The sequence below is a fragment of the Paenarthrobacter sp. NPDC056912 genome, from assembly GCF_042786555.1.
In the GTDB taxonomy this organism is placed as follows: Bacteria; Actinomycetota; Actinomycetes; order Actinomycetales; family Micrococcaceae; genus Arthrobacter.
Genome location: NZ_JBHUCD010000001.1, coordinates 397,607 through 418,060, shown reverse-complemented (window position 1 = coordinate 418,060; position 20,454 = coordinate 397,607). Strand labels below are relative to the sequence as shown.

The window sequence follows — 20,454 nt, the reverse complement described above, 5'->3', positions numbered from 1 at the left end:
CACCATTGGTGACCGGCCGCCGTCGTTTGACTATTTCTTGCCCTGGTTCGCTACCGCGAGGATCGCCTGGGCTGCTGCCTCGGGATCCAGGTAGGTTCCGCCGGCGTTGATCGGCTGGAAGTCTTCATCCAGTTCGTACACCAGCGGGATGCCCGTGGGGATGTTCAGGGAAGCAATGGCGTCGTCGCTGATACCGTCCAGGTGCTTGACCAGGGCGCGCAGGGAGTTGCCGTGGGCGGTGACCAAGACGGTCTTGCCGGCCTTGAGGTCTTCCTTGATGTCCGATTCCCAGTAAGGGAGCAGGCGTACCAGGACGTCCTTGAGGCACTCGGTGCGCGGCAGGGCGTCGCCGAGGTCCGAGTAGCGGGGGTCGTGTGCCTGGGAGAATTCGCTGTCGTCGGACAGGGGCGGCGGCGGGGTGTCGTAGCTGCGGCGCCATTCCATGAACTGCTCTTCGCCGAACTCGGCGAGGGTCTGGGCCTTGTCCTTGCCCTGGAGGGCGCCGTAGTGGCGCTCATTGAGGCGCCAGTCGCGCTTGACCGGGATCCAGCCGCGGTCGGCCTTGTCCAGGGCCATGTTGGCGGTGTTGATGGCGCGCTTCAGGAGCGAGGTGTAGAGGACGTCCGGGAGGATGTTGTTCTCAACCAGGAGTTCCCCGCCGCGCACTGCTTCTTCGCGGCCTTGGTCGTTCAGGTCTACGTCCACCCAACCGGTGAACAGGTTCTTGGCGTTCCAGTCGCTGTGGCCGTGGCGCAGCAGAATCAGCTTGTAAGTCATGGTTTTCATCCTAGCCGAGCGGTCCGGTGCGCCGCCGGGCGTTACGTTCGGCAACGCACGCGCAGGTACGGCGATAAAGTGGGGCCGTGGTGCAAAAAGCGGAACGGGTGGGCTCTCCCCGGAGTCGGGGCGGCAAGCCGGTTGGCAACATTACCCGCGGCACCACCAACCCCAACCGGATGCGCCGCTTGGACCGGTGGCTTGCCGGACCGCAGGCGTGGCGGCTGCGCACCGCCGTCGACCCTCTTGTGGTTGACCTGGGCTATGGTGCCTCGCCCACTACCGCCGTCGAACTTTTTGAACGGCTGCAAGCCGTGCGGCCCGACGTACGTGTTTGTGGAATCGAGATTGAGCCCGAGCGTGTGCGGACCGCAAAGGCCCTTGAACGGCCCGGGCTGAGCTTCCGCGTGGGCGGTTTCGAGGTGCCGGTGCCCGGAAATCCCGTGCTGGTCCGCGCCTTCAACGTGCTGCGGCAGTACGAGGAAGCGGACGTTCAAGGGATCTGGGGCCTGGTGCAATCGCGGTTGGCTCCGGGAGGGCTCTTCATTGACGGCACCTGCGACGAAATCGGCCGGCGCGTCACCTGGGTGGCGCTGGACCCCGAGCGGCCCTTGAGCCTGAGTTTCTCTGTCCGGTTCGGCAGCTTCGAGTTGCCCTCCGAAGTTGCCGAACGGCTGCCCAAAGCACTGATCCACCGGAACGTGCCGGGCGAAGCGATCCACGCGTTCCTGCAAGCCATGGACAAGGCGTGGCTGGAGGCGGCGCCATTGGCGTCGTTCGGGAACCGGCAGCGTTGGACCGGCATGTGCCGATCACTGCGCGACGCCGGATGGCCGCTCCAGGACGGGCCTGCGCGGTGGCGACTGGGTGAAGTTACCGTGGCGTGGGAAGCGGTTGCGCCCCGCCATGCCTGATGGTGCTGTTTACCAGGGGCCGTAGGGACCCACGTTGCGGTTGCCACCGCTGCCCGCTTCGCGCAAGGCGGGACGGACATCGGCAAGGTAGACGCAGGCAGCCGTGACTGCGGCAATGCCGAACAGCCCAAGGCCGTTGCCGCCGGTGAACACTGTGAGCGCACCGATCGCAAAGGCAACGCCGGTCAGCGCGAGCCAAAACGTCTTGGTGCGCTTGGAAGCGGCCACAAACAGTGTTGGCCGGTGGCGTAGGCAGTCCGCGAAGGCCCACAGTTCCAGGGCAAGGGCCACCCAGCCGAAGATGAGGTATACCCCGTAGTTAACGTACGAAATCAAGAGTTTTCCGTCCACGACCTTTAGCCTAGCCGTCCAACGACTTCAGCGCTTGCTCAAGGTCGGACCAAAGGTCTTCCACGTTCTCGATTCCGACGCTCAAGCGGACCAGGTTCTCCGGGACGCTGAGCGGTTCTGCCGTGTGCCGGCGTCGACGTTCAATCAGGGACTCAACCCCGCCCAAGGACGTTGCCGGCAGCCAGAGCTGCAGCGCGCGGACCAATTCGTCAGCGGTCTCGGCGCCGCTGCGGCTTTCGTCGCCGGCGATCTGGATGCAGAGGATGGAGCCGAATCCCTTCATCTGCACTTTCGCGCGCTCGTGACCGGGATCTGTGGGGAGCCCCGGGTAGCGGATGCCTTCCACCCGGGGGTGGGTGCTGAGCCGCTCGGCGAGCGTGGCTGCCGAGGCCTGCGAGCGCTCGATCCGCAATGCCAGGGTGCGCAACCCGCGCAGGGCAAGCCACGCCTCGAACGGACCGGCGATCCCGCCATGGATGATGCGGTGGTGCAGGAGCGTGGCCCGCAGCTCGGGATTGGACGTCACCAAGGCGCCGAGTACGACGTCGGAATGGCCGGCCAGGTACTTGGTCACCGAGTGGAGAACGACGTCGGACCCCAGGCTCAGGGGCTGCTGCACCAATGGCGTGGAGAAGGTGTTGTCCGTGACGACAATCGCGCCGACGGCGTGCGCGGCATCGGTGAGGGCGCGCACATCGGCGATGCCCAGCATGGGGTTGGTGGGGCTTTCCAGCCAGAGCAGGTCCGCCTTCCGGCCGTCGGCCGGGTCCAGCAGGGCCTTCACTGCATCCGTGTCCGCGATGTCAACGGTACGCAGCTCCAGGAAGCCCTTCTCCGCCAGTTCCGTAGCCATGACCAAGGAACCGGCGTAGCTGTGCGAGGGCATGACCACAACGCCACCTGCCGGCACCAACGAGAGCGCCGAGCTGACTGCCGCAAGACCCGAGGCGTAAAGGAGGCCCGGGAGTGTGGCGCCTTCCAACTTGGCGAGGGCGTCCTCGAACGGGTCCCACGTGGGGTTCGAGTAGCGCCCGTAGCCGCGGTCGCCGTCGCCCAGCGAGCCCGTGCCAAAGTATGTGGAGGACAGGACGATGGGCGGGTTGACCGGCTCGTCGTGGGCACGGGCTGGCCGGCCGGCCGCCACCACAACGGTTTCCGGGGACAATTCGGCGGCGTGCTGATCGGAAAGGCTCATGGTTTCAGCGTAGCGGCGGGCGTGCCTGTGGATGAAAGGCATTACACGCGCTTTCGATGTCAGGGATGCTCGGTAGGCTAGACGAGTGAGTATTCAGAGCCCAGGTCTTTTCATCGCCTTCGAAGGCGGGGACGGAGCGGGGAAGTCCACCCAGGCCGCCCGGCTCTCTGACGCCCTTGAGTCGCGGGGCCTGTCCGTGCTGCGCACCCGTGAACCCGGCGGCACCCCCATCGGCGAGAAACTGCGCTTCCTTGTTTTGGACCATGGCCACGGCACTATCGACGCCCGCACCGAAGCCCTGATGTTTGCTGCCGCCCGAGCCGCCCACGCCAGCCAGGTCATCCGTCCGGCGCTGGCAGCGGGAACCGTGGTCATCACCGATCGGTACATCGACTCGTCCGTTGCCTACCAGGGCGCCGGCCGCGGCTTGGGGGCAGAGGGTGTCCTGTCCCTTAATGAATGGGCCACTGAGGGCCTGCAGCCAAACCTGACAGTACTGCTCGACGTCGATCCCTCCGACGGCCGCCAGCGCCGGACGGCCGGAGATGCCACGGAGGACCGGTTGGAATCCGAGCCGGACGCTTTTCATTCCGCCATCCGGCATGCCTTCCTGGACCTCGCAGAGGCTGCCCCCTCCAGCTACCTCGTCCTGCCGGCCAATGATGACATTGAGACTCTGGCAGCGCGGATCCTGGAGCGCGTGGAGTCACTGCTCGGCCAACGCATTGCGGGCACCCGGCCGTGAGTGTCTGGGATGACCTCCAAGGGCAGGCACCGGTGGTCGCGCAGCTCAAGCAAGCGGCCCAAGGCGAAACCGGCCTCACGCATGCTTGGCTCTTCACCGGTCCCCCGGGATCGGGCCGCTCCAACGCCGCCAAAGCCTTCGCGGCGGCGTTGAACTGCGAGCAGGAGGACGTCACCCAGCGCGGCTGCGGTCAGTGCGCTGCCTGTCATACGATCCTGGGCGAGACCCATTCCGACGTTACTTTCGTGCGGACCGAGAAGGTCACCATCACCATCGATGAAGCCCGCAGCCTGGTGTCCAAGGCAGGCGACCGGCCGGCCACCGGCCGGTGGCGGATCATCGTGGTGGAGGACGCGGACCGCATGGCGGAGCGAACCACCAACGTTCTGTTGAAGGCCATCGAGGAACCTACTCCCCGCACCATCTGGATGCTGTGCGCACCTTCACCCGCGGACGTCCTTGTCACTATCAGGTCGCGCTGCCGTCCGGTGAGCCTGCGGCTTCCGCCGGCCTCCGACGTCGCTGACCTCTTGGTACGGCGCGACGGCGTGGACCGCCAACTCGCGGACCGGGCCGCAAGGGCAGCGCAGAGCCACATCGGCATAGCCCGTCGGCTGGCCCGCGACGCGGATGCCCGGGAACGACGCACCGCAACCGTAAGGATCCCGTTGGGCCTCCGCGGCGTCACCGCCGCAGTGATGATGGCAGAGAAACTAGTCAAGATCGCCACCGAAGAGGCCAACAGCTCCAATGACGAGCGCGATGCCGCCGAAAAGATCGCCCTCCTGGCCAGCCTTGGCGCGCCTGAGTCCGGCACCCTGCCGCCCTCCATGCGCAGTCAGGTGAAACAGCTTGAGGACGACCAAAAGAGGCGAGCCAAGCGCTCCATCACCGATTCGCTGGACCGGACACTGACCGATCTGCTGTCCTTCTACCGCGACGTGCTGATCATCCAGTTGGGGAACGCCGTGGAGCTGGTCAACGTTGAGCTCAAGAACGAGCTCGTTGAGTACGCAGGCCATTCAACCCCGGAAACCACCCTTGCCCGCATGGATGCCATCAACAAGGCCCGTGTCCGTATCACCACCACCAACGTGGCCCCGCTGTTGGCGGTCGAGTCCATGGCTACGAGCCTCATCCAGCAATAGGAGAATCCATGAAGTCCGCACCACGCCGGCCCGCCGGTAACCCGTCAAGGGACCGGTCTGCCCGTCGCGGATTCGCGGCCCTGTGCGTGGCACTGGCCTCCATGCTGGTGCTGAGCGCATGCTCCCTTCCGTTCCTGCCGACGCCCACCGCGAAACCCACCACCACCAGCACGGTTGATCCCTCTATTGCTGCCTCGGCCCCCAAAGGCCTTGAGAAGTTCTACTCGCAGACCGTGGAATGGAGTTCTTGCGAGAACGGCTTCCAATGTGGCGAAGTCCAGGTCCCCAAGGACTACGGCAACCCGGGTTCAGGGGAAATCACCCTGTCCGCCATCAGGCTGCCCACCACGGGTAAGAAGCAGGGGTCCATCCTGGTCAACCCGGGCGGCCCGGGTGGTTCCGGCGTGGACTTCGTCAAGGACGCCGCCAACACCCACTTCACCCAAAAGCTGCGGTCCAACTATGATCTTGTGGGCTTCGACCCCCGCGGTGTGAAGCGCTCATCCCCGGTCAAGTGCATGTCCGACGCCGAGCGTGATGCCGCACGTGAGAAGGTGTTCCGGAAAAACACGGACGAAGGCCTGGCAGCAGCCCTGGCGTTCAATAAATCAGCCGCCGAGCAATGTGCCCAGCAGACCGGCGAGGTCCTGGGACACATCGACACCGTGAGCGCCGCCAAGGACCTGGATGTACTGCGCGCCGTGGTGAACGACGCCAAGCTCAACTACCTGGGCTTCTCCTACGGAACCTTCCTGGGCTCCACCTACGCGGCCCTGTTCCCGGACAACGTGGGCCGGTTGGTCCTGGACGGTGCTGTTGACCCGTCCATCAGCAACGAAGAACTGACGGCCGGCCAGGCCCGGGCGTTCGAGCGGGCCATCCGCACGTATGTAGCTGACTGCCTCCAACAGAATTCATGTCCCTTGAGCGGGTCCGTGGACAATGGCGTGCAGGAAATCAGGGAACTCATCAACGCCGTGGACCAGAATCCCCAGACAGCCAAGGATGGCCGGCTGGTGACCGGCAACGACTTCGTCAACGGGATCATCCTGCCCCTCTACGACAACCAGAGCTGGCCTGCACTGACCCAGGCACTGGACAGCGCCTTCTCCGGCGACGTATCCCAGATGATGCGCATAGCGGACCTCGGGGCGGACCGCGAGGCCAACGGCACGTACAGCTCCAACTCCGCATTCGCGTTCCAGGCCATCAACTGCCTCGACTACCCCATGGTCACGGACACCGCCGGAATGCGCGCGGAGGAAGCCCGCCTGTTGCAGGACTCACCGACGTTTGGTGCCTTCTTTGCCTATGGTGGGGTCACCTGCAAGGACTGGCCCTACAAGAACACCCGCACCCCGGCGTCCGTTGACTACACCGGCTCGGCCCCGATCGTGGTGGTCGGCACCACCGGCGATCCCGCCACTCCCCTGGAATGGGCTGAGTCGCTGCGGAAACAGCTTGAGAATGCTTCGCTGGTCACGTGGGAAGGCGAAGGACACACAGCCTACGGCCGCTCGAACTCATGCGTCAGCGCCGCCGTCGACAACTATTTTGTTGACGGCAAGCTGCCGCAGGACGGCCTCAAGTGCTAGGCGGTTCGCGCCGCTAAAGGTGCCTGGCTTCGCGCTTTTCCACCAAGAGCGGGAGCTGCTTGATGGAGTCGACGACGACCGTGGCACCGGCTGCGCGCAGCGTGGCCTCGGAGTGTGAACCGGTCAGCACACCGGCGATCAGGGACGCCCCCGAGCGGACACCGGACACCATGTCCGAACTGGTATCCCCCACTACTGCTACCTCACGGACGTCATCGAGGTCCAGGGCGAGCACCGCCGTCAGGATCATGTCCGGGTAGGGCCGTCCGCGTCCGGCATCGGCCGGGCACAAGCTGAGGTCCGCCAAGCCCATCCACCCCAACGATTCCAGCACCATGTTCTGTGTGTGGCGGCCGAAGCCAGTGGCCAGGCAAACCTGCATGCCGGACTCCCGCATCCACAAAATGGCGTCCTCGGCCCCGGGAATGGCGCGCACACCGCCGTCGTCAATCAGTTCGTCGTAGGCCTTCTCGAAGGTTTTGTTGGCGCTTTCGGCCACAGCGGCGTCGTCGAAAAGGTGGCTGAAGACGGTCATCTTCGAGAAACCCATGGTGTCCCGTGCGTAGCCGAGCATGCTTTCAAAGCGGGCGCTGCCCGGTTCAACGCCGTGTTCGGCAAGGGACCGGGACATGGCCCGCTCAGTGCGGCCATCGTCGGTGATGGTGGTGCCCACCATGTCCACCACCGCAAGCCGCAGCCGATGCGGTTTGTGGCTGGTGTCCCTGTTCATTGCGTCCCCGGTCATTGCGTGGCTCCTTCGACTGGTTTTTCCGTGGCCCCATCCAACCTGCCATGGTTGATTCCCCAGCTTCCGGCGGCAGGGAAACGGCCGCCTGAACCCGGTCCGACGTCCGGGTGAACATCCCTGCAACGGCCGTGCCCGCTCTCGTTTTGACCCGGGCGCGGTGCCTCTATTACAGTTATGTCTTGCGTGATCGGCCGGGAAACCGGTGATGGACGCGGTGCTTCCTTAGCTCAGTCGGTAGAGCGTTTCACTCGTAATGAAAAGGTCATCAGTTCGATTCTGATAGGAAGCTCGGGACAAACCCCCTAGAAACCAAGGTTTCTGGGGGGTTTTCGCTGGCTTGTGGACGAGCGGGGAATCTTAGGCATTCCCCGCTTTTCCTGTCTTTTCCCGGCGTGTTCGTCACTTTTTCGTCACCCCTTCCTCGTCTAAAAACTGGCTAGGTTGAGCTGGTGTGCCTCTGGCCAGTCCTTGGCCTCGCGTTCGGTACCATGAGTCCTGATTACATCCCTGCGCAATCTTGCAGTCAGGCAGGTCGGTGACGTTACCTGCTGCGACTGCGCGCTTCCCAAAAGGAAATACGAGGACTCTCTTATGCCCGCCACCGATCTCACAACGCCCGTTGCGTCGACTGCCTACGGCCAGCTTTGCGCAATTGGATTCAGAGGCGAAGAGAACGGTGTCGTGTCCAAGATTTACGGTCAGGGCTACGTGGTGTCAGTTGACTTCAGCAAGATTCCGGCAGTCATCGACTACGGCCCGGACATTCATGTCGAAAGAAAGACGACATCCAACTTGGGACAGGCGGAGTCGCTAGTTGTCCTGGAGTGTGTCGATCGTCTGTTGGTTCAGGGCTATGCCCCTAAGTCCTTGGTTCTGGAGAAAGCGTACAAGGTCGGCCATAACGACAAGTTCCTTGACATACAGGTCCTCGACCAACACAACAAGTCGTACATGCTCATCGAGTGCAAAACTTCAGGCGACGAATATGTCAAGGAACGAGAGAAGCTGCTCCAGCCAAACGGCGGGCAGGTGTTCTCTTACTTCATTCAGGAGCGCGATACACGCGTCTTCGCCGTCTACACCTCGACGATCGACGCAACGGGAGCACGTGCCGAATATGAGGCCGTTGACACTGTCGGCATAACCGGCTCGAATCTTCAGCAGGCATACGCGTCGTGGACTCGTGAGACATTCACCACTGGCCTCTTTGATGCCCTTCCCTACGAACGCATTGAGACTCGCCTGCGTGTTTCCGACCTTCGCGATATGTCAGAGGCCGATGGCGGCCGCATCTTCAACGCTTTCGCCGAGATTCTTCGCAGGCACACCGTCTCCGACAAGCCCAACGCTTTCAACAAAATCTTCAATCTCTTCATCTGCAAGGTGAACGACGAGGAGAAACGGGGTTCAGAATTTCTCGACTTTCAGTGGGGCGGACAGGAGGCAGCACTAACTGTGCTGAACCGGCTGAATGATCTCTACCAAAAGGGATTGAAACAGTACCTGGAGTTGGATGTCGCTGATCTGAGTTCGGAAGGACTTCAGAGCACCATCGAAAACCTCACCCCCGAACAGCAGGGACAGCTACAGGCCATCTTTTCCAAAGTACGCCTGTACAAAGACAACAACTTCAACTTCATCGAGATATACGACGAGCGGTCGTTCCAGAAGAACGCCGACATCGTCAGGGATGTCGTTCGCCTCCTCCAGAAATTTCGTCTGCGGTACGCCCACAAGCATCCGTTCATGGGGAACTTCTTCGAACGCCTTCTGAATACCAGCGTGAAGCAGGAGTCGGGGCAGTTCTTTACTCCCATCCCAATCGCTCGCTTCATCTGTGACAGCCTGCCCTACGAGCAAATCGTAAAGAACAAGGTGGCAGCAGGTGAGCAGAAGTTCCTGCCACACGTCATCGACTATGCGTCTGGAAGTGGGCACTTTCTAACAGAGGGCATGGACCGGATTGATGAAATCGTGCAAGATCTACGTACGAGGAACGACGCTGGCCTGAACAGGTCCCAGTCATCAAACTTGCAGAGTTGGGCGCACGACTATGCCTGGGCGAGAGAGTTTGTCTACGGTGTAGAGAAGGATTATCGTCTGGCAAAGACAGCAAAGGTCAGTTGCTTCTTGAACGGCGACGGGCTCGCCAACGTCATTTGCGCGGATGGTTTGGGGAGCTTCAAAACCGACCCTGACTACGTCGGCCATCAAGGGCTATTACATAAACGGGACGGCTCGATCATGCGCTCCGACCGGAGCAACCAAGTCTTCGACGCAGTCATGGCCAATCCACCGTTCTCGGTAAGCCAGTGCAAAATGATGACGGAAGACATCACTCGCTCGTTCCAGCTCGCGTCCCGCCTGACTAATGAGTCCGACGAGATCGAGTGCCTGTTCCTCGAAAGAACGTCACAGCTCCTCAAGGTTGGTGGCGTTGCGGGTGTGATTTTTCCAACATCCCTACTTTCCAACAATGGAGTGGAAACGGATGCACGCCGCATACTTCTGGAAGAGTTTGAAGTGATTGGGATTACCGCTTTCGGTGGCCTGACCTTCATGGCCACTGGCACACCCACGAGCTGCCTGTTCCTACGCAAGCGTGCTAACGACGCTGCCGCGCTTGCCTCCGCCTCGGTTGAAAATTTCATGAGGGACAAGGAAGATCAGAAGCACGGCGGCCGCACTGATGTGTTCCTCCAGTATGCACGTCAAGTGGTAGGCGTGGAGTCCTTGGAAGCCTATCTAGCCATCCTCGATAAGCCTTACGACCATGATCAGTACAGCTTTGTAAAGGACTACGACTTTGCCTTCGAGAAGAGCAGCGTACTAAAGAAGCTCAAAACGACTAAAGACTACAAAGCGGCGCCGGAAGAACTGCGGCAGCTACTGGAGCTTAAAGAGTTTAGGTCCTTCGTACAAGCATCCGAAAAGGACCGTCTCAAGTTTTGGGTGTTAGCAGCAGGTCAGCAGGTTGTGACAACCATTGCTCCCGAGCCCAAAGCCGAGCAAGAGGCGTTCCTCGGATACAGATTCAGCGACCGTAGTCGCCACGAAGGGATGATGTACCTATCCGGGACTGACGTGATCGACAGTCCACTTCTCGATCAAGAAAACAGGACAAACCCTGCAAGGGTGAGCGGCCTGGTGCGGAGCAACTTCCTAGGCGATCTGGGCGAGGAAGTACCGGAAGCACTGCAAAGCCACACAGCCATTGTCCCCCTATGGGACCTTATCGACTTCACCGCGCTTCCCTTCCAAGCTGTTTTGAGGACCTCGAAGCGCGCCGTTCGTGAGCAGTATTCTGCCGCCACAGATAAGCTGGGACGCCTTGCCAAAATCGTCATCGGCGGGACCCCATCCACCCAAAAGCCGAAGTACTACAAGAATGGAACAAATGTATGGGTCAGCGTTGCTGATCTGAAGAAGGGCGGCATTATCTCGTCGTCGGCCAAGATGATCACCGACGACGGTGCGGCCAATTCGAACGTGAAATTGATACCTTCCGGTACAACCCTGGTCAGCTTCAAACTCACGATCGGCGCAACGGCCATCGCTGGAAAAGACCTGTACACAAATGAAGCCATCGCGGGCCTAGTCATTTACGACAAGTGGACTGCTCCCGCTACGGACGACGACGTACACGTCACTCCGGAATATCTGAATGCCCTGTTTACGCTCTTCCCCGAGGACATCCTCCAGCACGGCGATAGCGGCAGCAAGAAGATTGGCAAGAGTCTGAACAGTAAGTACCTCGCTCAACTGGACATCCCAGTGCTTTCGGCTCAAGGACTTCGCGGCTTTATGGAAGTTTTCGAGGATTCCGCCCTCAGTCTGGAAGAGAAGCAGGCCAAGCTCAGAGCGCAACTATGGTGAGGATCTAACCCAAGGCCCGCGCTGCGTCGTAACCATCGGCTTTTGCAGGCGTGTGGCGGGACGGTCGTACCTTCGTGTGGTGCGAGGGTCAGCATGGCCCATGCTGTCCTGGAGGTCATGCAAGGCAGTGCAGGAGAGCGCGGGCCGTCGGCCCGTGCCGCCACCAGCAACGCCTTAGCCTGGTCTTTGCAGCCCTTGAGTGTCCGAGTGGTCCGTGGCCGGTGTCAGACCGCAGTGAGCCTGGCGATCAGTTCTGGCGCTAATGTCAAGGTGGTTCAGCGCATTGCCGGACACGCAAGTGCGGCAATGACCCTGGACACGTATGCGGGACTATTTGACCCACGATCTAATTGACAGCGCTGGGCGCTTGAACGATGCTCTGTCTGGCTTGGGCTGGAAATAGTTCGTCACTTTTTCGTCACCAAGAGCCACTGCTTAGCCCCAATCTAGGCTCAAAGAACTATCACTCGTAATGAAAAGGTCATCAGTTCGATTCTGATAGGAAGCTCGGTAAAGGAACCCCCGGAAATCCAAGGATTTCCGGGGGTTCTTGTGTTTTCTTCCCGGGCCCCTCTTGGGGGACCAGCTGCTAGGCCAGGAAACGCCGCAGCCGGGCGGACACTGATGCCAGCTCGGTGCGCTCTATGGAGTGGCCTCCGGCGAGCGGAACAAGGTGCAACCGTTCACCGTCGAGGCCTGCATGGGCGAGCGCGTACCTGACGGCCAGCCACGGCGTGGAGAGATCGAACAGGCCTCCAACAACCGTAATCTGCGCTTCGGGGCGCTGCCGGAGAAGTTCTGCCAGCCGGGTTGTTGGATTGCGGTAGAAGTCTTGCCGGATTCCATCCGGACGCCAGTCGAATCGGAAGTTCAGTTCAAGATTCAATGAGCGGTACTCGGTGTCTCCCACCGGGGCCTGGACGACGTCACGAAGGTAGGTACCGATGGCCGCTGACGTCACAACGTTCGAACGCCCGATGCCAAGCGAGGGGTCGTCCGCAGCGGGCGGCCGGTCACCGACCAACGGCGGCGGGATCGGCCCTGTTACTCGCGTGTCCAGCCGGCCCACCAGCAAACCACCGTGGCGCAACGAGCCCTGAAGGAACTGCTCACTGTCAATCCGGAGCTTGGCGTCAATCGCTTCTTTTTCGGTCACCCCGAGCAAACGGGAAAGCTCCTTGGCGATGACATGTGTCCGGGATTCATCCAGGTCGGAGCCCAACTGCAGGGCTGCAGCGTACTCGCCTTGGGCAAAGACACGTGCGCTCTCCCAGACTTTCGCCGGGTCCTTGCCGTCACCTTCGGCAGAGTCGGCCAGGCCGTGGTGCCACTCCGTCAGGGCCATGGTGGGAAGATCGAAAATGAAGCGAAGGTCGTTGCCCACGGCATTGGAGCTTGCGCTGACGTCCAGGAGCGGTGAAATCAGGACAATGCGATCCAGGCGAAGGTCCACGAGCTGCGGACCGAGCGTAGCCACCCGGAGTCCACCGTAGCTTTGACCGACCAGTATAAGTGGCGAGTCTTCCCTTTTGTTCTCCTGGAGCCAGTACCTGATGAACCGCTCGGCAGCGCCGGCGTCGCCCTCGATGCTCAGGTACTGAGCATCGGCGCCGGGTTCTTCGGTGCGGTTGAATCCGGTCCCCACCGGGTCCACGAAGACGAGGTCACTGACGTCCAGCAGGCTTGCTTCATTGGGCAGCATTTCGCTTTCGGTCCAGTAGGCCGGACCTGCGGAGGGCAGGATCCGCGGACCAAAAGCAGTGAAATGCAGCGGCGAGGAGGAGGCGCCAGGGCCGCCATTGAAGACGAAGGCCACAGGTCGCGACGCCGGAGTAAAAGCGGTGCCGTTCGCGACGTAGGACGTGGCGGAAATTGTGGTTCCCGCGCTGTCCAGCCGGAGCGAATGCCATTTGGCCTCATAGTCGATGCGGTGTCCGCCGATTGTCGTGGACTGCTGATGCGTCATGGTTGCGCCTGTCCTGTGGCCGCCCAACGGAGGGAAGGTACTTTGTGTCCCCTCGGCCAGAAACGTACGGTGAGGGTTTCGCCGTCGCGGATGATGTCCAGCTCCAACTCTGCGTCGTTGTGGTTCATGACCGTCGTCGGGACACCGGCTGTGCGGAGGGCATCGCCCTCCCGCAAGCCGGCCGACGCCGCTGCTGAGCTTGCGTCCAGGCCACGGACCACGCGTGGTGTGAGTTTGAACGAAGCATGGTCGAACCCCAGCTCCAATGTGTGTTCGAGCGTTGCCGTGGCGGCAACCGCGCCGTCGAAGGCAGTTCCCGGGATCTCGATGTCCGCGCCGGAAACCATGTGCTCGAACATCGCCCGCGCGTCAGGTCCGATGTGCGCGGCGACGCGCTCCACCCAACCGTCCAGCGTCACGGTTCCACCGTTCCGCTGGGTCCGAAGGATATCCAGCACGACGTCGTCAAGACACTTCCTGCCGTCGCTCGCCAGCCGAATCCTGCCATCCACGGCAATGAGGTAGAGCAGGCCGCGGCCATAGGGGATCCGTTGGGCGCGGCTGTCCTGCCAGAACTGCTCCGCGGCTTCCCGGTTGTTCACCACGTGCAGGGGGTTGGTCAAGTAGCCGGACGTACGCGAGTTCAGTTCGTGCACCAGGGTGGCGACATCGAGGGCCCCTCCCCTGTATTGAAGCAGCAACGAATAGTATTCGGCTGTCCCTTCCGAGTACCACGCCGTATCGCCGTGCTCACCGTCGAGCTTGGGCCAATTGTGGGCCATTTCGTGGGACAGCAGGGTCCGGAGCTCCTCGGCGTCTACGCTGCCATGCCTGTTATAGCCGAAAGTGAATGACTGGGGCATGGCCGTACCTCCGGTCCCTTTGAAGGGATTGGCCCGGATGAACACTCTGTAATTGCGCTCCTCTTCTTGGAAGAACGTGGCCATGTTCGCATAGCTGGAGGCAATGTAGCTGCCAACGGCGTCAGTATCGAACGGAGGGTCCGAAAGCCAGTACATGGCAAGGTCCGGAACAGGCCCCTTGCTTGGGTCATCACCATGCCATGCCGGATACCTCCTCAGGTCGCCGGCGGCGAAAGTACAAAATGCCAACGTTTCGAGCCGGCCCTTCCACGTTTGGTCCCCTTCTCCCCGGCTGGAGACGGCGGCAGCATACCCATGCCCGTTGGATCGCCAGCGCAGGCCAATATCGAATTCTTCCTCGGTGACCGGCAGGACGAGGAAACCCATGCCGCTTCCGATGACTCCGCGGTCTTCGCCGCGCAGGTCGAAGAGGGGACCGTTCGCGCTGGACTCATCAACGTGACGCACGGGGGCGAAATAGGAAACAGTGAGGGCGCCTACCGTGGCGCGGTTTGCCGACCAGCTGCGATGCTGGCCCATGGGAGTGGGTTCCTCGTCTACGCCGACGAGAACCAGCTCGCCGTCGTCGTCCATGACGGTGAGGTCAGCGGCCGTATAAGGGGGGAAAGGCACCGAAACCATGGTGAGGGGTATGCGCAGCAAGGCGGTCCCGCCGGCCACGGGTGCGAGTTCGGCACGGTAGGACACGTGCAGTCCTTCGCCCGCCATTGGTGCCAGGTGGAGGTCGAAACGTGGGAGCCGGCTCATGCGGAAGCTCCGCTCCCGGTCAGGGCAGCATCCTCACGGTAGGCGATACAGGTCATTTCCACACTGAGACCGAAGGGGAGGCTGGAGACGCCAATGGCCGTCCTCGTGGGGCGAATACGCGGGCCCAGGACATCTGCGTAGATCTCGTTCATCCTTGCCCAATCCTCCAGGTTGGTCAGATAGCAGACCACCTGAACCAGGTGGTCCAAGGTGTATCCCTCGGAGTGAAGCAGCCGTTCGATATTCCCGAGCGTGAGGCGGACCTCGGCGTCCAGGCTCGACGTGTCCGGCAACCCCGTGGCCGGGTCCAGGGCTCCTTGCCCCGCCAGGAAGAGGAAGCCGCCGGCGCGGAGCGTGGTTGAGTAGGGTCCTTGTGGACTTGGGTGATCGATTTCAGCGGCTGATGCGCTCATATGGTTCTTCCTTGTCATGAGGTAGCGGGGCCCACGCGGAACTTCGGCGCGAGCTCGGAGAAGGTGTCCAGGAAGCGGTCCAGTTCCTGGTCTGCGGTATAGAAGTAGGGCGAGATTCGCAGCATGCCTTGCCTGCTCGCCACCACAACGCCCCTGTCGCCAAGGGCGCCGGCAAGGTTCTCTCCATCAAGGCCAGCGACAGTCACGATGCCGGCGGAGCGGTCAAGAGGCGACAGAGGACGGAAATCCAGTGCGGTCAACTCCTTGTGGAGTCGGGCAACCAGGAGATGGGTGCGGTGGATGGACCTGTCCAGGCCAAAGGCACTCCGCACTTCTGCGGCTGCGCCGACGGCATACATGCCGGCCAGGTTCCGGTGTCCGTAGACCAAAGAGCCCGACGGCGGCCTGTTGGCGTAGCCGAGCAGGCCCGGCTTGGCGAGGTCAGTGAATCGTGCGGACGTGACCACCGTGGTGAAACCGAATCCGGCGAGCAGCCACTTGTAGGCGGCGCCAATGTAGACGTCAGTTTCATCGAGGTCCAGGCGCACAGCACCGGCCGATTGCGCACCATCCACCACCAGAAGTGTTCCGTTGCTGTGACACGCTCGGCCCAAAGCTGTGAGGTCCACCAAGGAGCCGGTGGTGGCGTGCACGTGGGTGATGGACACGACCCTTGTGCGCGGGCCGAGCGCTTCGATCATGGTACTGGTGCGGTCCTCATCGGCCGGCGGCGCCAGCTCCACCACCCGGGTTCCTTGCCCCAATCTTCGCCATGGAAGGTGCACTGTTGGGAAATCGTCCGAGAAAACGAGGATCTCGTCGCCGCTCTCCCACGGAATAGCCCGGGCCGTAGCGTTCATGGCCTCACCTGTGGTGGCGAGGGAGCTGAGCCGCTCCGGTGCCACACCGAACTCGTCAGCGATCCGGGCGTGGGCGCCGGCGGTGACGGGCTGCCACGCGGAAGACCCCAGCATCCCCCGCCCGGTGGCATCCGTGTACGAGTTGAGTGCTTTCCGGACGGCCTCCGGCACGAGCCCGATTGCAGCAGTGTCCAAGTACGACTCCGCCGGTTTGTTCGGAAAGTTCTCGGCAACAAAAGAGGCTTCATCGAACGTCGGTGACGTCATGGAGAGACCCCGTTGGACGCACGTCCGCCCGCCGCGGGCATTTCTGCCACATGCGGCCGGTGGATTCCTGGTGGTACCGCGAAACGAGGCACCGCCTCCACCAGTTGCCGGGTGTAGCCATCCGCGGGTGCGTGAAGTACTTCGTCGGTTGGGCCATGCTCCACGACATCCCCCGCCCGCATGACGCACACGTGGTCGCAGAGGTACCTGATGACGTCGAGGTTGTGCGAGACCACCGCGAGCGCGAGGCCGGTTTCCTGCCGGATATCGCGGAGGAGGTTCAAGATTCCGGCTTGAACGCTGACGTCCAGTGCGCTGGTGATTTCATCACACAACAGCACGGCCGGCCGTACCGCCAGGGCCCTGGCCAAGGCGATGCGTTGACGCTGGCCACCCGAGAACTGGAAGGGATACCGGTCCGCGTCGCGGGCTTCCAGCCCCACCAGGCCAAGGAGCCTGAGCATTTCTGCGCGGTGATCGCCCGGAATGTCGTTGACCACCAATGCTTCTCGCAGGGTCTGTCCCACTGTCATGCGTTGGCTCAGGGAAGCGGCGGGGTCCTGGAATACGAGTTGCACAGTCCTGGGCCGTGAATCCGGGCCTCGGCGGGGTAGCTCAGCCAAGGGCCGGCCGTTCCAGGTCACTGTCCCGCGCTCCGGGGCCAGCAATCCTACGAGCACCCTGGCCAGCGTGGACTTTCCGCTGCCGGATTCTCCGGCCAAGCCCAGGGACTGTTGCGGGGAGATTGTCACGCTGACGCCATTTAGCGCGGTGGTCTTCTGCGAACCGTGCCCGTAGCTTACGGAAATGTCGGTGGCGCGTAGTCCTTCACTCATCGGGCGTGCTCCTGTGGTCGTACGGAATCTTCGAAAGGTGCGGCCAGGGAGGGATCGATGGCTTTGGCGTACTCTTCGCGGAATGCGTCGGTATTCCATGAGTAGTCGGTGACCGTCATCAATCGTTCGTCGGTGCCTGCCGAGAGGTCCGGCACCGCCCCGAGCAGCATGCGCGTATAGGGATGCCGGGGGTTGCCGATGACTTGCTCCATGGGGCCTTCTTCCACCACACGTCCGTCGTACATCACAACGATGCGTTCGCAGGCTTGGCTCACCAACGCGAGGTCGTGGGAGACGAGGACAATCGCTGTGCCCCGCTCGCGGTTGATGGCAAGGAGAAGGTCGATGACCTGGGCCTGCACGGAAACGTCAAGCGCGGTGGTTGGTTCGTCGGCAAGGATGACCTGGGCGTCACCCAGCGTGGCCATCGCAATCATGACACGTTGGCGTTGACCGCCTGAGAGCTCATGGGGATGTTGCTTGTACCGGCGCTCTGGATCCGGTATGCGCACGTCTGCCAGCGCTTTGATGACCTTGCGCTTGATCTCGGCCGAGCTCAAGGAGGTGTGGGCCCTGAGCTTGTCCGACATCTGCCGACCGATGGTGAGCGCCGGGTTCAGCGAGGACATGGGGTCCTGGAACACGGTGGCAATACGTGAACCCAGGACTTTGCGGATTTCTCCGGGCGTCCGGCCGGACAAGTTCTCGCCAAGGAAAACGTGCTGGCTTGAACTGGTGGTGACCGAGCCCGGGAGCAAGCAACCGATCGCAGAAAGGGTCAGGCTCTTGCCGCTGCCGGATTCCCCCACGATTCCGATCCGTTCACCTGGCCGAACCACCAGGTCAACGCCATGGACGAGCTCATTCGGAACGCCGTTTTGTACGGTACCGACCCGGAGGTCGTTGATCGCGAGGACGCTGCCGTCAGCACTGTAGCGGCCTGAACGCGACGCGGTCCCGGTCTTCGTTGCCTTCCTGGTGGCCACCTTGTTGGTGCCTGCACTCCGGCGGGAAAATTGCCCGGCCATGGCAATGCGGTTCCTGGGGTCGATGCCCTTTGCCAGAGCCTCCCCGAAGAGGCTGAAGCCGATCCCGCAAATCACAATGGCCAGAGCGGGCCCGACGGCTGCCATGGGGGTCGTGTACACATTGGCGATGGCGCCGCTGAGCATCTGTCCCCAGTCGAACTCGGGCGGCTGTACGCCAACCCCGAGGAAACTCAAGGCGGACATGACCAGCAGTGCCGATCCCAGATTCACGATCACGATCGTCAGGAGCGGTTCGATGATGTTGGGAAGGATGTACCGCCGGAGAAGCCGGCCGCTTGGTACGCCAATGACCCTGGCGCTTGCCACGACGTCGGACCCGCCTACCGAAGTAGCCAGACCCAAGGTGAGCCGGGCCGCCGTCGGGATACCGGCAATGGCGAGCCCCAGCATTGCGGCCCATCCCGAACGTCCCAGCAGCGTAGCGAGCAAGAGTGAAAGGAGGATGGTGGGGAAAGCCGTCATCGCAGTGGTCACTTGGACCAGGATCTGCCTGGCCACCGGTCCGAGCACAGCGGCAAGAATGCCGAGCGTGATCCCCCCGATGCCGGAGATGAAAGCTACGGAGAGCGACAGGACCAACGTGAGCCGAGAGGCCACCAGCACACGAAGCATGATGTCCCGGCCGAGCTCGTCAGTTCCGAAGGGATGTGCCAGCGAGGGTCCGAGCCGGGCTTGGGAGGCGTTGATGGTGGTGGCGCCCTCCTGGAAGAGGAGCGGCGCAAAGATGGACGTCAAGATAATCAGGACCACGATGATGGTCCCTGCAATACCGGCCGGTGTGGAGAGCGTAGCCACTAGCCAGCTCTTGGGGCGGGCGGGAGCGATGGGTTCGGACACTGGTCAGCTCCTGAGCATGAGTGATTTGGGGTCGACAATGACGAGGAGCACGTCGACCAAGAGCAGGATGATCAAGGAGAAACCCGAAATAACGACCACCAGGCCCTCAAGCAGGGTGAAGTCGTAGAGCTGGATGGCTTTGACCAGCAGGTTTCCGATGCCCGGCCAGGCAAAGACAGTCTCCGTGATGATCGCACCGCCAAGCAGCGACGCGAGCACCATGCCGGTAAACGTCAATGTTGCCGTCAGCACGTTGGGGAGGACGTGGCGCCCGAGCACGACCGTGGGAGAAAGCTGGTTCGCCCTGGCCGTTCGGACGTACTCCTCTTTCAGAACCCGCGCAGTTTCCGATTTCACCAGCCGGGAAAGCACTGCGACAAGACCGGTGGAGACTGTGATGACGGGGAGGATGAACGCTACGGGACCGCTCCCGCCGGCTGCCGGCACCAAGTGGAGGCCGACGGCGAACACGAGGATGAGTCCGATGGCGATCAGGAAGTCGGGAACGGCTGCAAAGAAACCTGTGACGGCGTTGAAGACCGCTTCGCCGCGGGAACCCCGTCCGTCCTGGGTCCTGACGGCCATGGCCATGCCCAGCGGAACGCTCAGCAGGATGGCCAGCAGGAAGGAATAGCCTCCCAGCTGGGCGGTGTACGGGAAGCGCACGGCAATCTCGGAGATGACCGGCTGGCCTGTGGAGAGGGAGTTTCCGAAATCCAGGTGGATGATGCGCTGGAAGAAGTCGCCATACTGCACCAGGATCGGGTCGTCCAGACCGAACTGTTCCCTCTTGGCAGCGATGTACTCGGGTGTCGCCATGATTCCGGCCGCGGCTCGAATCGAGTCGCCGCCGATGGCGCGCACGAGGAAGAAGACGAGCGTCAAGATGAACCAGAGCGAGACGAAGAACGATACGAGCCTGCGGAGGATGAATCCGGCCCAGGGAGAGCGGATGCGCCGCTTTGCCGGCTGGAGTCCTGCGGTGCTGAGGGCGGCGGCACTCATTTGGTACCTGTCCGTCGGCCGATGGCAGTTGCCGGGCAGCAACTTGGGTGAGCGTTGTGGTGCATGTGTACTCCTCGAATCGGCGACATGGAGTACAACAACTCCACTGTCGCGTTTCGACTCATAATAGAACTATTGCACCAGGAATAGAAGACCTGACAGATTTTTGGATTGATTCGCTACTGAAGGGCGCAAGACCTGACGGTTCTTCGATTTCTCATGCACAATATCGATAGAGACA

Annotated in this window: 16 protein-coding genes, 1 tRNA gene and 1 pseudogene; 7 read left to right on the top strand and 11 right to left on the bottom strand. The window is 62.0% G+C overall.

Annotation, left to right across the window (positions count from 1 at the left end):
• Window positions 1–30 precede the first annotated feature (30 nt).
• Entirely contained in the window at window positions 31–777 is a 747-nt protein-coding gene (locus ACFRJ9_RS01925) for a phosphoglyceromutase (RefSeq protein ID WP_377663816.1), read from the bottom strand.
• A gap of 86 nt (window positions 778–863) precedes the next feature.
• Here ACFRJ9_RS01925 and ACFRJ9_RS01920 point away from each other — a divergent pair, with 86 nt between their 5' ends.
• Window positions 864–1,691, top strand: coding sequence for a class I SAM-dependent methyltransferase (locus ACFRJ9_RS01920; RefSeq protein ID WP_377663814.1), 828 nt, complete (start codon window positions 864–866; stop codon window positions 1,689–1,691).
• 9 nt (window positions 1,692–1,700) lie between these two features.
• On the opposite strand, the gene ACFRJ9_RS01915 is transcribed toward ACFRJ9_RS01920, so the two are convergent.
• Both ACFRJ9_RS01915 and ACFRJ9_RS01910 read right to left on the bottom strand, forming a co-directional pair.
• The gene (locus tag ACFRJ9_RS01915; protein WP_377663812.1) at window positions 1,701–2,042 is read right to left on the bottom strand and encodes a DUF2516 family protein; all 342 of its coding nucleotides are present in this window, start codon (window positions 2,040–2,042) and stop codon (window positions 1,701–1,703) included.
• Between the two features lie 10 nt (window positions 2,043–2,052).
• Window positions 2,053–3,237: a trans-sulfuration enzyme family protein gene (locus ACFRJ9_RS01910; RefSeq protein ID WP_377663810.1), complete on the bottom strand. Its 1,185-nt coding sequence runs from the start codon at window positions 3,235–3,237 to the stop codon at window positions 2,053–2,055.
• An 85-nt stretch (window positions 3,238–3,322) separates the two neighbouring features.
• Here ACFRJ9_RS01910 and tmk point away from each other — a divergent pair, with 85 nt between their 5' ends.
• From tmk to ACFRJ9_RS01895, 3 genes are read left to right on the top strand one after another with little or no spacing between them, the layout of a single operon-like run.
• Complete coding sequence (tmk, locus tag ACFRJ9_RS01905; RefSeq protein WP_377663808.1) at window positions 3,323–3,982, top strand: dTMP kinase; 660 nt, start codon at window positions 3,323–3,325, stop codon at window positions 3,980–3,982.
• Window positions 3,979–5,130, top strand: coding sequence for a DNA polymerase III subunit delta' (locus ACFRJ9_RS01900; RefSeq protein WP_377663806.1), 1,152 nt, complete (start codon window positions 3,979–3,981; stop codon window positions 5,128–5,130). The genes tmk and ACFRJ9_RS01900 overlap by 4 nt, the downstream gene beginning before the upstream one ends.
• A gap of 8 nt (window positions 5,131–5,138) precedes the next feature.
• Window positions 5,139–6,725: an alpha/beta hydrolase gene (locus tag ACFRJ9_RS01895; RefSeq protein WP_377663804.1), complete on the top strand. Its 1,587-nt coding sequence runs from the start codon at window positions 5,139–5,141 to the stop codon at window positions 6,723–6,725.
• Window positions 6,726–6,738: 13 nt separating this feature from the next.
• Here the strand turns inward: ACFRJ9_RS01895 and ACFRJ9_RS01890 are convergent, their stop codons facing one another.
• Window positions 6,739–7,470 (bottom strand): HAD family hydrolase, encoded by a 732-nt coding sequence (locus ACFRJ9_RS01890; protein WP_377663802.1) that lies wholly within the window; start codon window positions 7,468–7,470, stop codon window positions 6,739–6,741.
• Between the two features lie 219 nt (window positions 7,471–7,689).
• Here ACFRJ9_RS01890 and ACFRJ9_RS01885 point away from each other — a divergent pair.
• The 3 genes and pseudogenes from ACFRJ9_RS01885 to ACFRJ9_RS01875 all read left to right on the top strand — a co-directional run.
• A tRNA-Thr gene (locus ACFRJ9_RS01885) sits at window positions 7,690–7,762 on the top strand.
• 302 nt (window positions 7,763–8,064) lie between these two features.
• A complete protein-coding gene (locus ACFRJ9_RS01880; protein WP_377663800.1) occupies window positions 8,065–11,349 on the top strand; it encodes an N-6 DNA methylase in 3,285 nt (1,094 codons plus the stop codon).
• Window positions 11,350–11,577: 228 nt separating this feature from the next.
• Window positions 11,578–11,752: pseudogene (locus ACFRJ9_RS01875) on the top strand (site-specific integrase); the annotation flags it as partial.
• A 186-nt stretch (window positions 11,753–11,938) separates the two neighbouring features.
• Here ACFRJ9_RS01875 and ACFRJ9_RS01870 read toward each other — a convergent pair.
• Genes ACFRJ9_RS01870 through ACFRJ9_RS01840 form a run of 7 tightly spaced genes read right to left on the bottom strand, consistent with a single transcriptional unit; the run spans window position 11,939 to window position 20,213 of the window.
• Window positions 11,939–13,315, bottom strand: coding sequence for a hypothetical protein (locus ACFRJ9_RS01870; RefSeq protein WP_377663797.1), 1,377 nt, complete (start codon window positions 13,313–13,315; stop codon window positions 11,939–11,941).
• Entirely contained in the window at window positions 13,312–14,946 is a 1,635-nt protein-coding gene (locus ACFRJ9_RS01865) for a hypothetical protein (protein ID WP_377663795.1), read from the bottom strand. The genes ACFRJ9_RS01870 and ACFRJ9_RS01865 overlap by 4 nt, the downstream gene beginning before the upstream one ends.
• The gene (locus tag ACFRJ9_RS01860; protein WP_377663793.1) at window positions 14,943–15,359 is read right to left on the bottom strand and encodes a RidA family protein; all 417 of its coding nucleotides are present in this window, start codon (window positions 15,357–15,359) and stop codon (window positions 14,943–14,945) included. The genes ACFRJ9_RS01865 and ACFRJ9_RS01860 overlap by 4 nt, the downstream gene beginning before the upstream one ends.
• Before the next feature lie 14 nt (window positions 15,360–15,373).
• Window positions 15,374–16,486: an aminotransferase class V-fold PLP-dependent enzyme gene (locus ACFRJ9_RS01855; RefSeq protein ID WP_377663790.1), complete on the bottom strand. Its 1,113-nt coding sequence runs from the start codon at window positions 16,484–16,486 to the stop codon at window positions 15,374–15,376.
• Window positions 16,483–17,322 carry an ABC transporter ATP-binding protein gene (locus ACFRJ9_RS01850; protein WP_377663788.1) on the bottom strand — a complete coding sequence of 280 codons (840 nt, stop codon included), beginning with the start codon at window positions 17,320–17,322 and terminating at the stop codon, window positions 16,483–16,485. The genes ACFRJ9_RS01855 and ACFRJ9_RS01850 overlap by 4 nt, the downstream gene beginning before the upstream one ends.
• Window positions 17,319–19,208: a dipeptide/oligopeptide/nickel ABC transporter permease/ATP-binding protein gene (locus tag ACFRJ9_RS01845; protein ID WP_377663786.1), complete on the bottom strand. Its 1,890-nt coding sequence runs from the start codon at window positions 19,206–19,208 to the stop codon at window positions 17,319–17,321. Before ACFRJ9_RS01845 ends, ACFRJ9_RS01850 begins: the two co-directional genes overlap by 4 nt.
• A 3-nt stretch (window positions 19,209–19,211) precedes the next feature.
• On the bottom strand, window positions 19,212–20,213 hold the full coding sequence (locus ACFRJ9_RS01840; RefSeq protein ID WP_377663784.1) for an ABC transporter permease: 1,002 nt from the start codon (window positions 20,211–20,213) through the stop codon (window positions 19,212–19,214).
• Between the last annotated feature and the right edge of the window lie 241 nt (window positions 20,214–20,454).

Bases quoted from the DNA above. Each gene is read 5' to 3' on its own strand.
- ACFRJ9_RS01925 (WP_377663816.1), bottom strand. From the start codon at position 777: ATGACTTACAAGCTGATTCTGCTGCGCCACGGCCACAGCGACTGGAAC.
- ACFRJ9_RS01910 (WP_377663810.1), bottom strand. From the start codon at position 3,237: ATGAGCCTTTCCGATCAGCACGCCGCCGAATTGTCCCCGGAAACCGTT.
- ACFRJ9_RS01895 (WP_377663804.1), top strand. From the start codon at position 5,139: ATGAAGTCCGCACCACGCCGGCCCGCCGGTAACCCGTCAAGGGACCGG.
- ACFRJ9_RS01890 (WP_377663802.1), bottom strand. From the start codon at position 7,470: ATGACCGGGGACGCAATGAACAGGGACACCAGCCACAAACCGCATCGG.
- ACFRJ9_RS01880 (WP_377663800.1), top strand. From the start codon at position 8,065: ATGCCCGCCACCGATCTCACAACGCCCGTTGCGTCGACTGCCTACGGC.
- ACFRJ9_RS01870 (WP_377663797.1), bottom strand. From the start codon at position 13,315: ATGACGCATCAGCAGTCCACGACAATCGGCGGACACCGCATCGACTAT.
- ACFRJ9_RS01865 (WP_377663795.1), bottom strand. From the start codon at position 14,946: ATGAGCCGGCTCCCACGTTTCGACCTCCACCTGGCACCAATGGCGGGC.
- ACFRJ9_RS01860 (WP_377663793.1), bottom strand. From the start codon at position 15,359: ATGAGCGCATCAGCCGCTGAAATCGATCACCCAAGTCCACAAGGACCC.
- ACFRJ9_RS01855 (WP_377663790.1), bottom strand. From the start codon at position 16,486: ATGACGTCACCGACGTTCGATGAAGCCTCTTTTGTTGCCGAGAACTTT.
- ACFRJ9_RS01850 (WP_377663788.1), bottom strand. From the start codon at position 17,322: ATGAGTGAAGGACTACGCGCCACCGACATTTCCGTAAGCTACGGGCAC.
- ACFRJ9_RS01840 (WP_377663784.1), bottom strand. From the start codon at position 20,213: ATGAGTGCCGCCGCCCTCAGCACCGCAGGACTCCAGCCGGCAAAGCGG.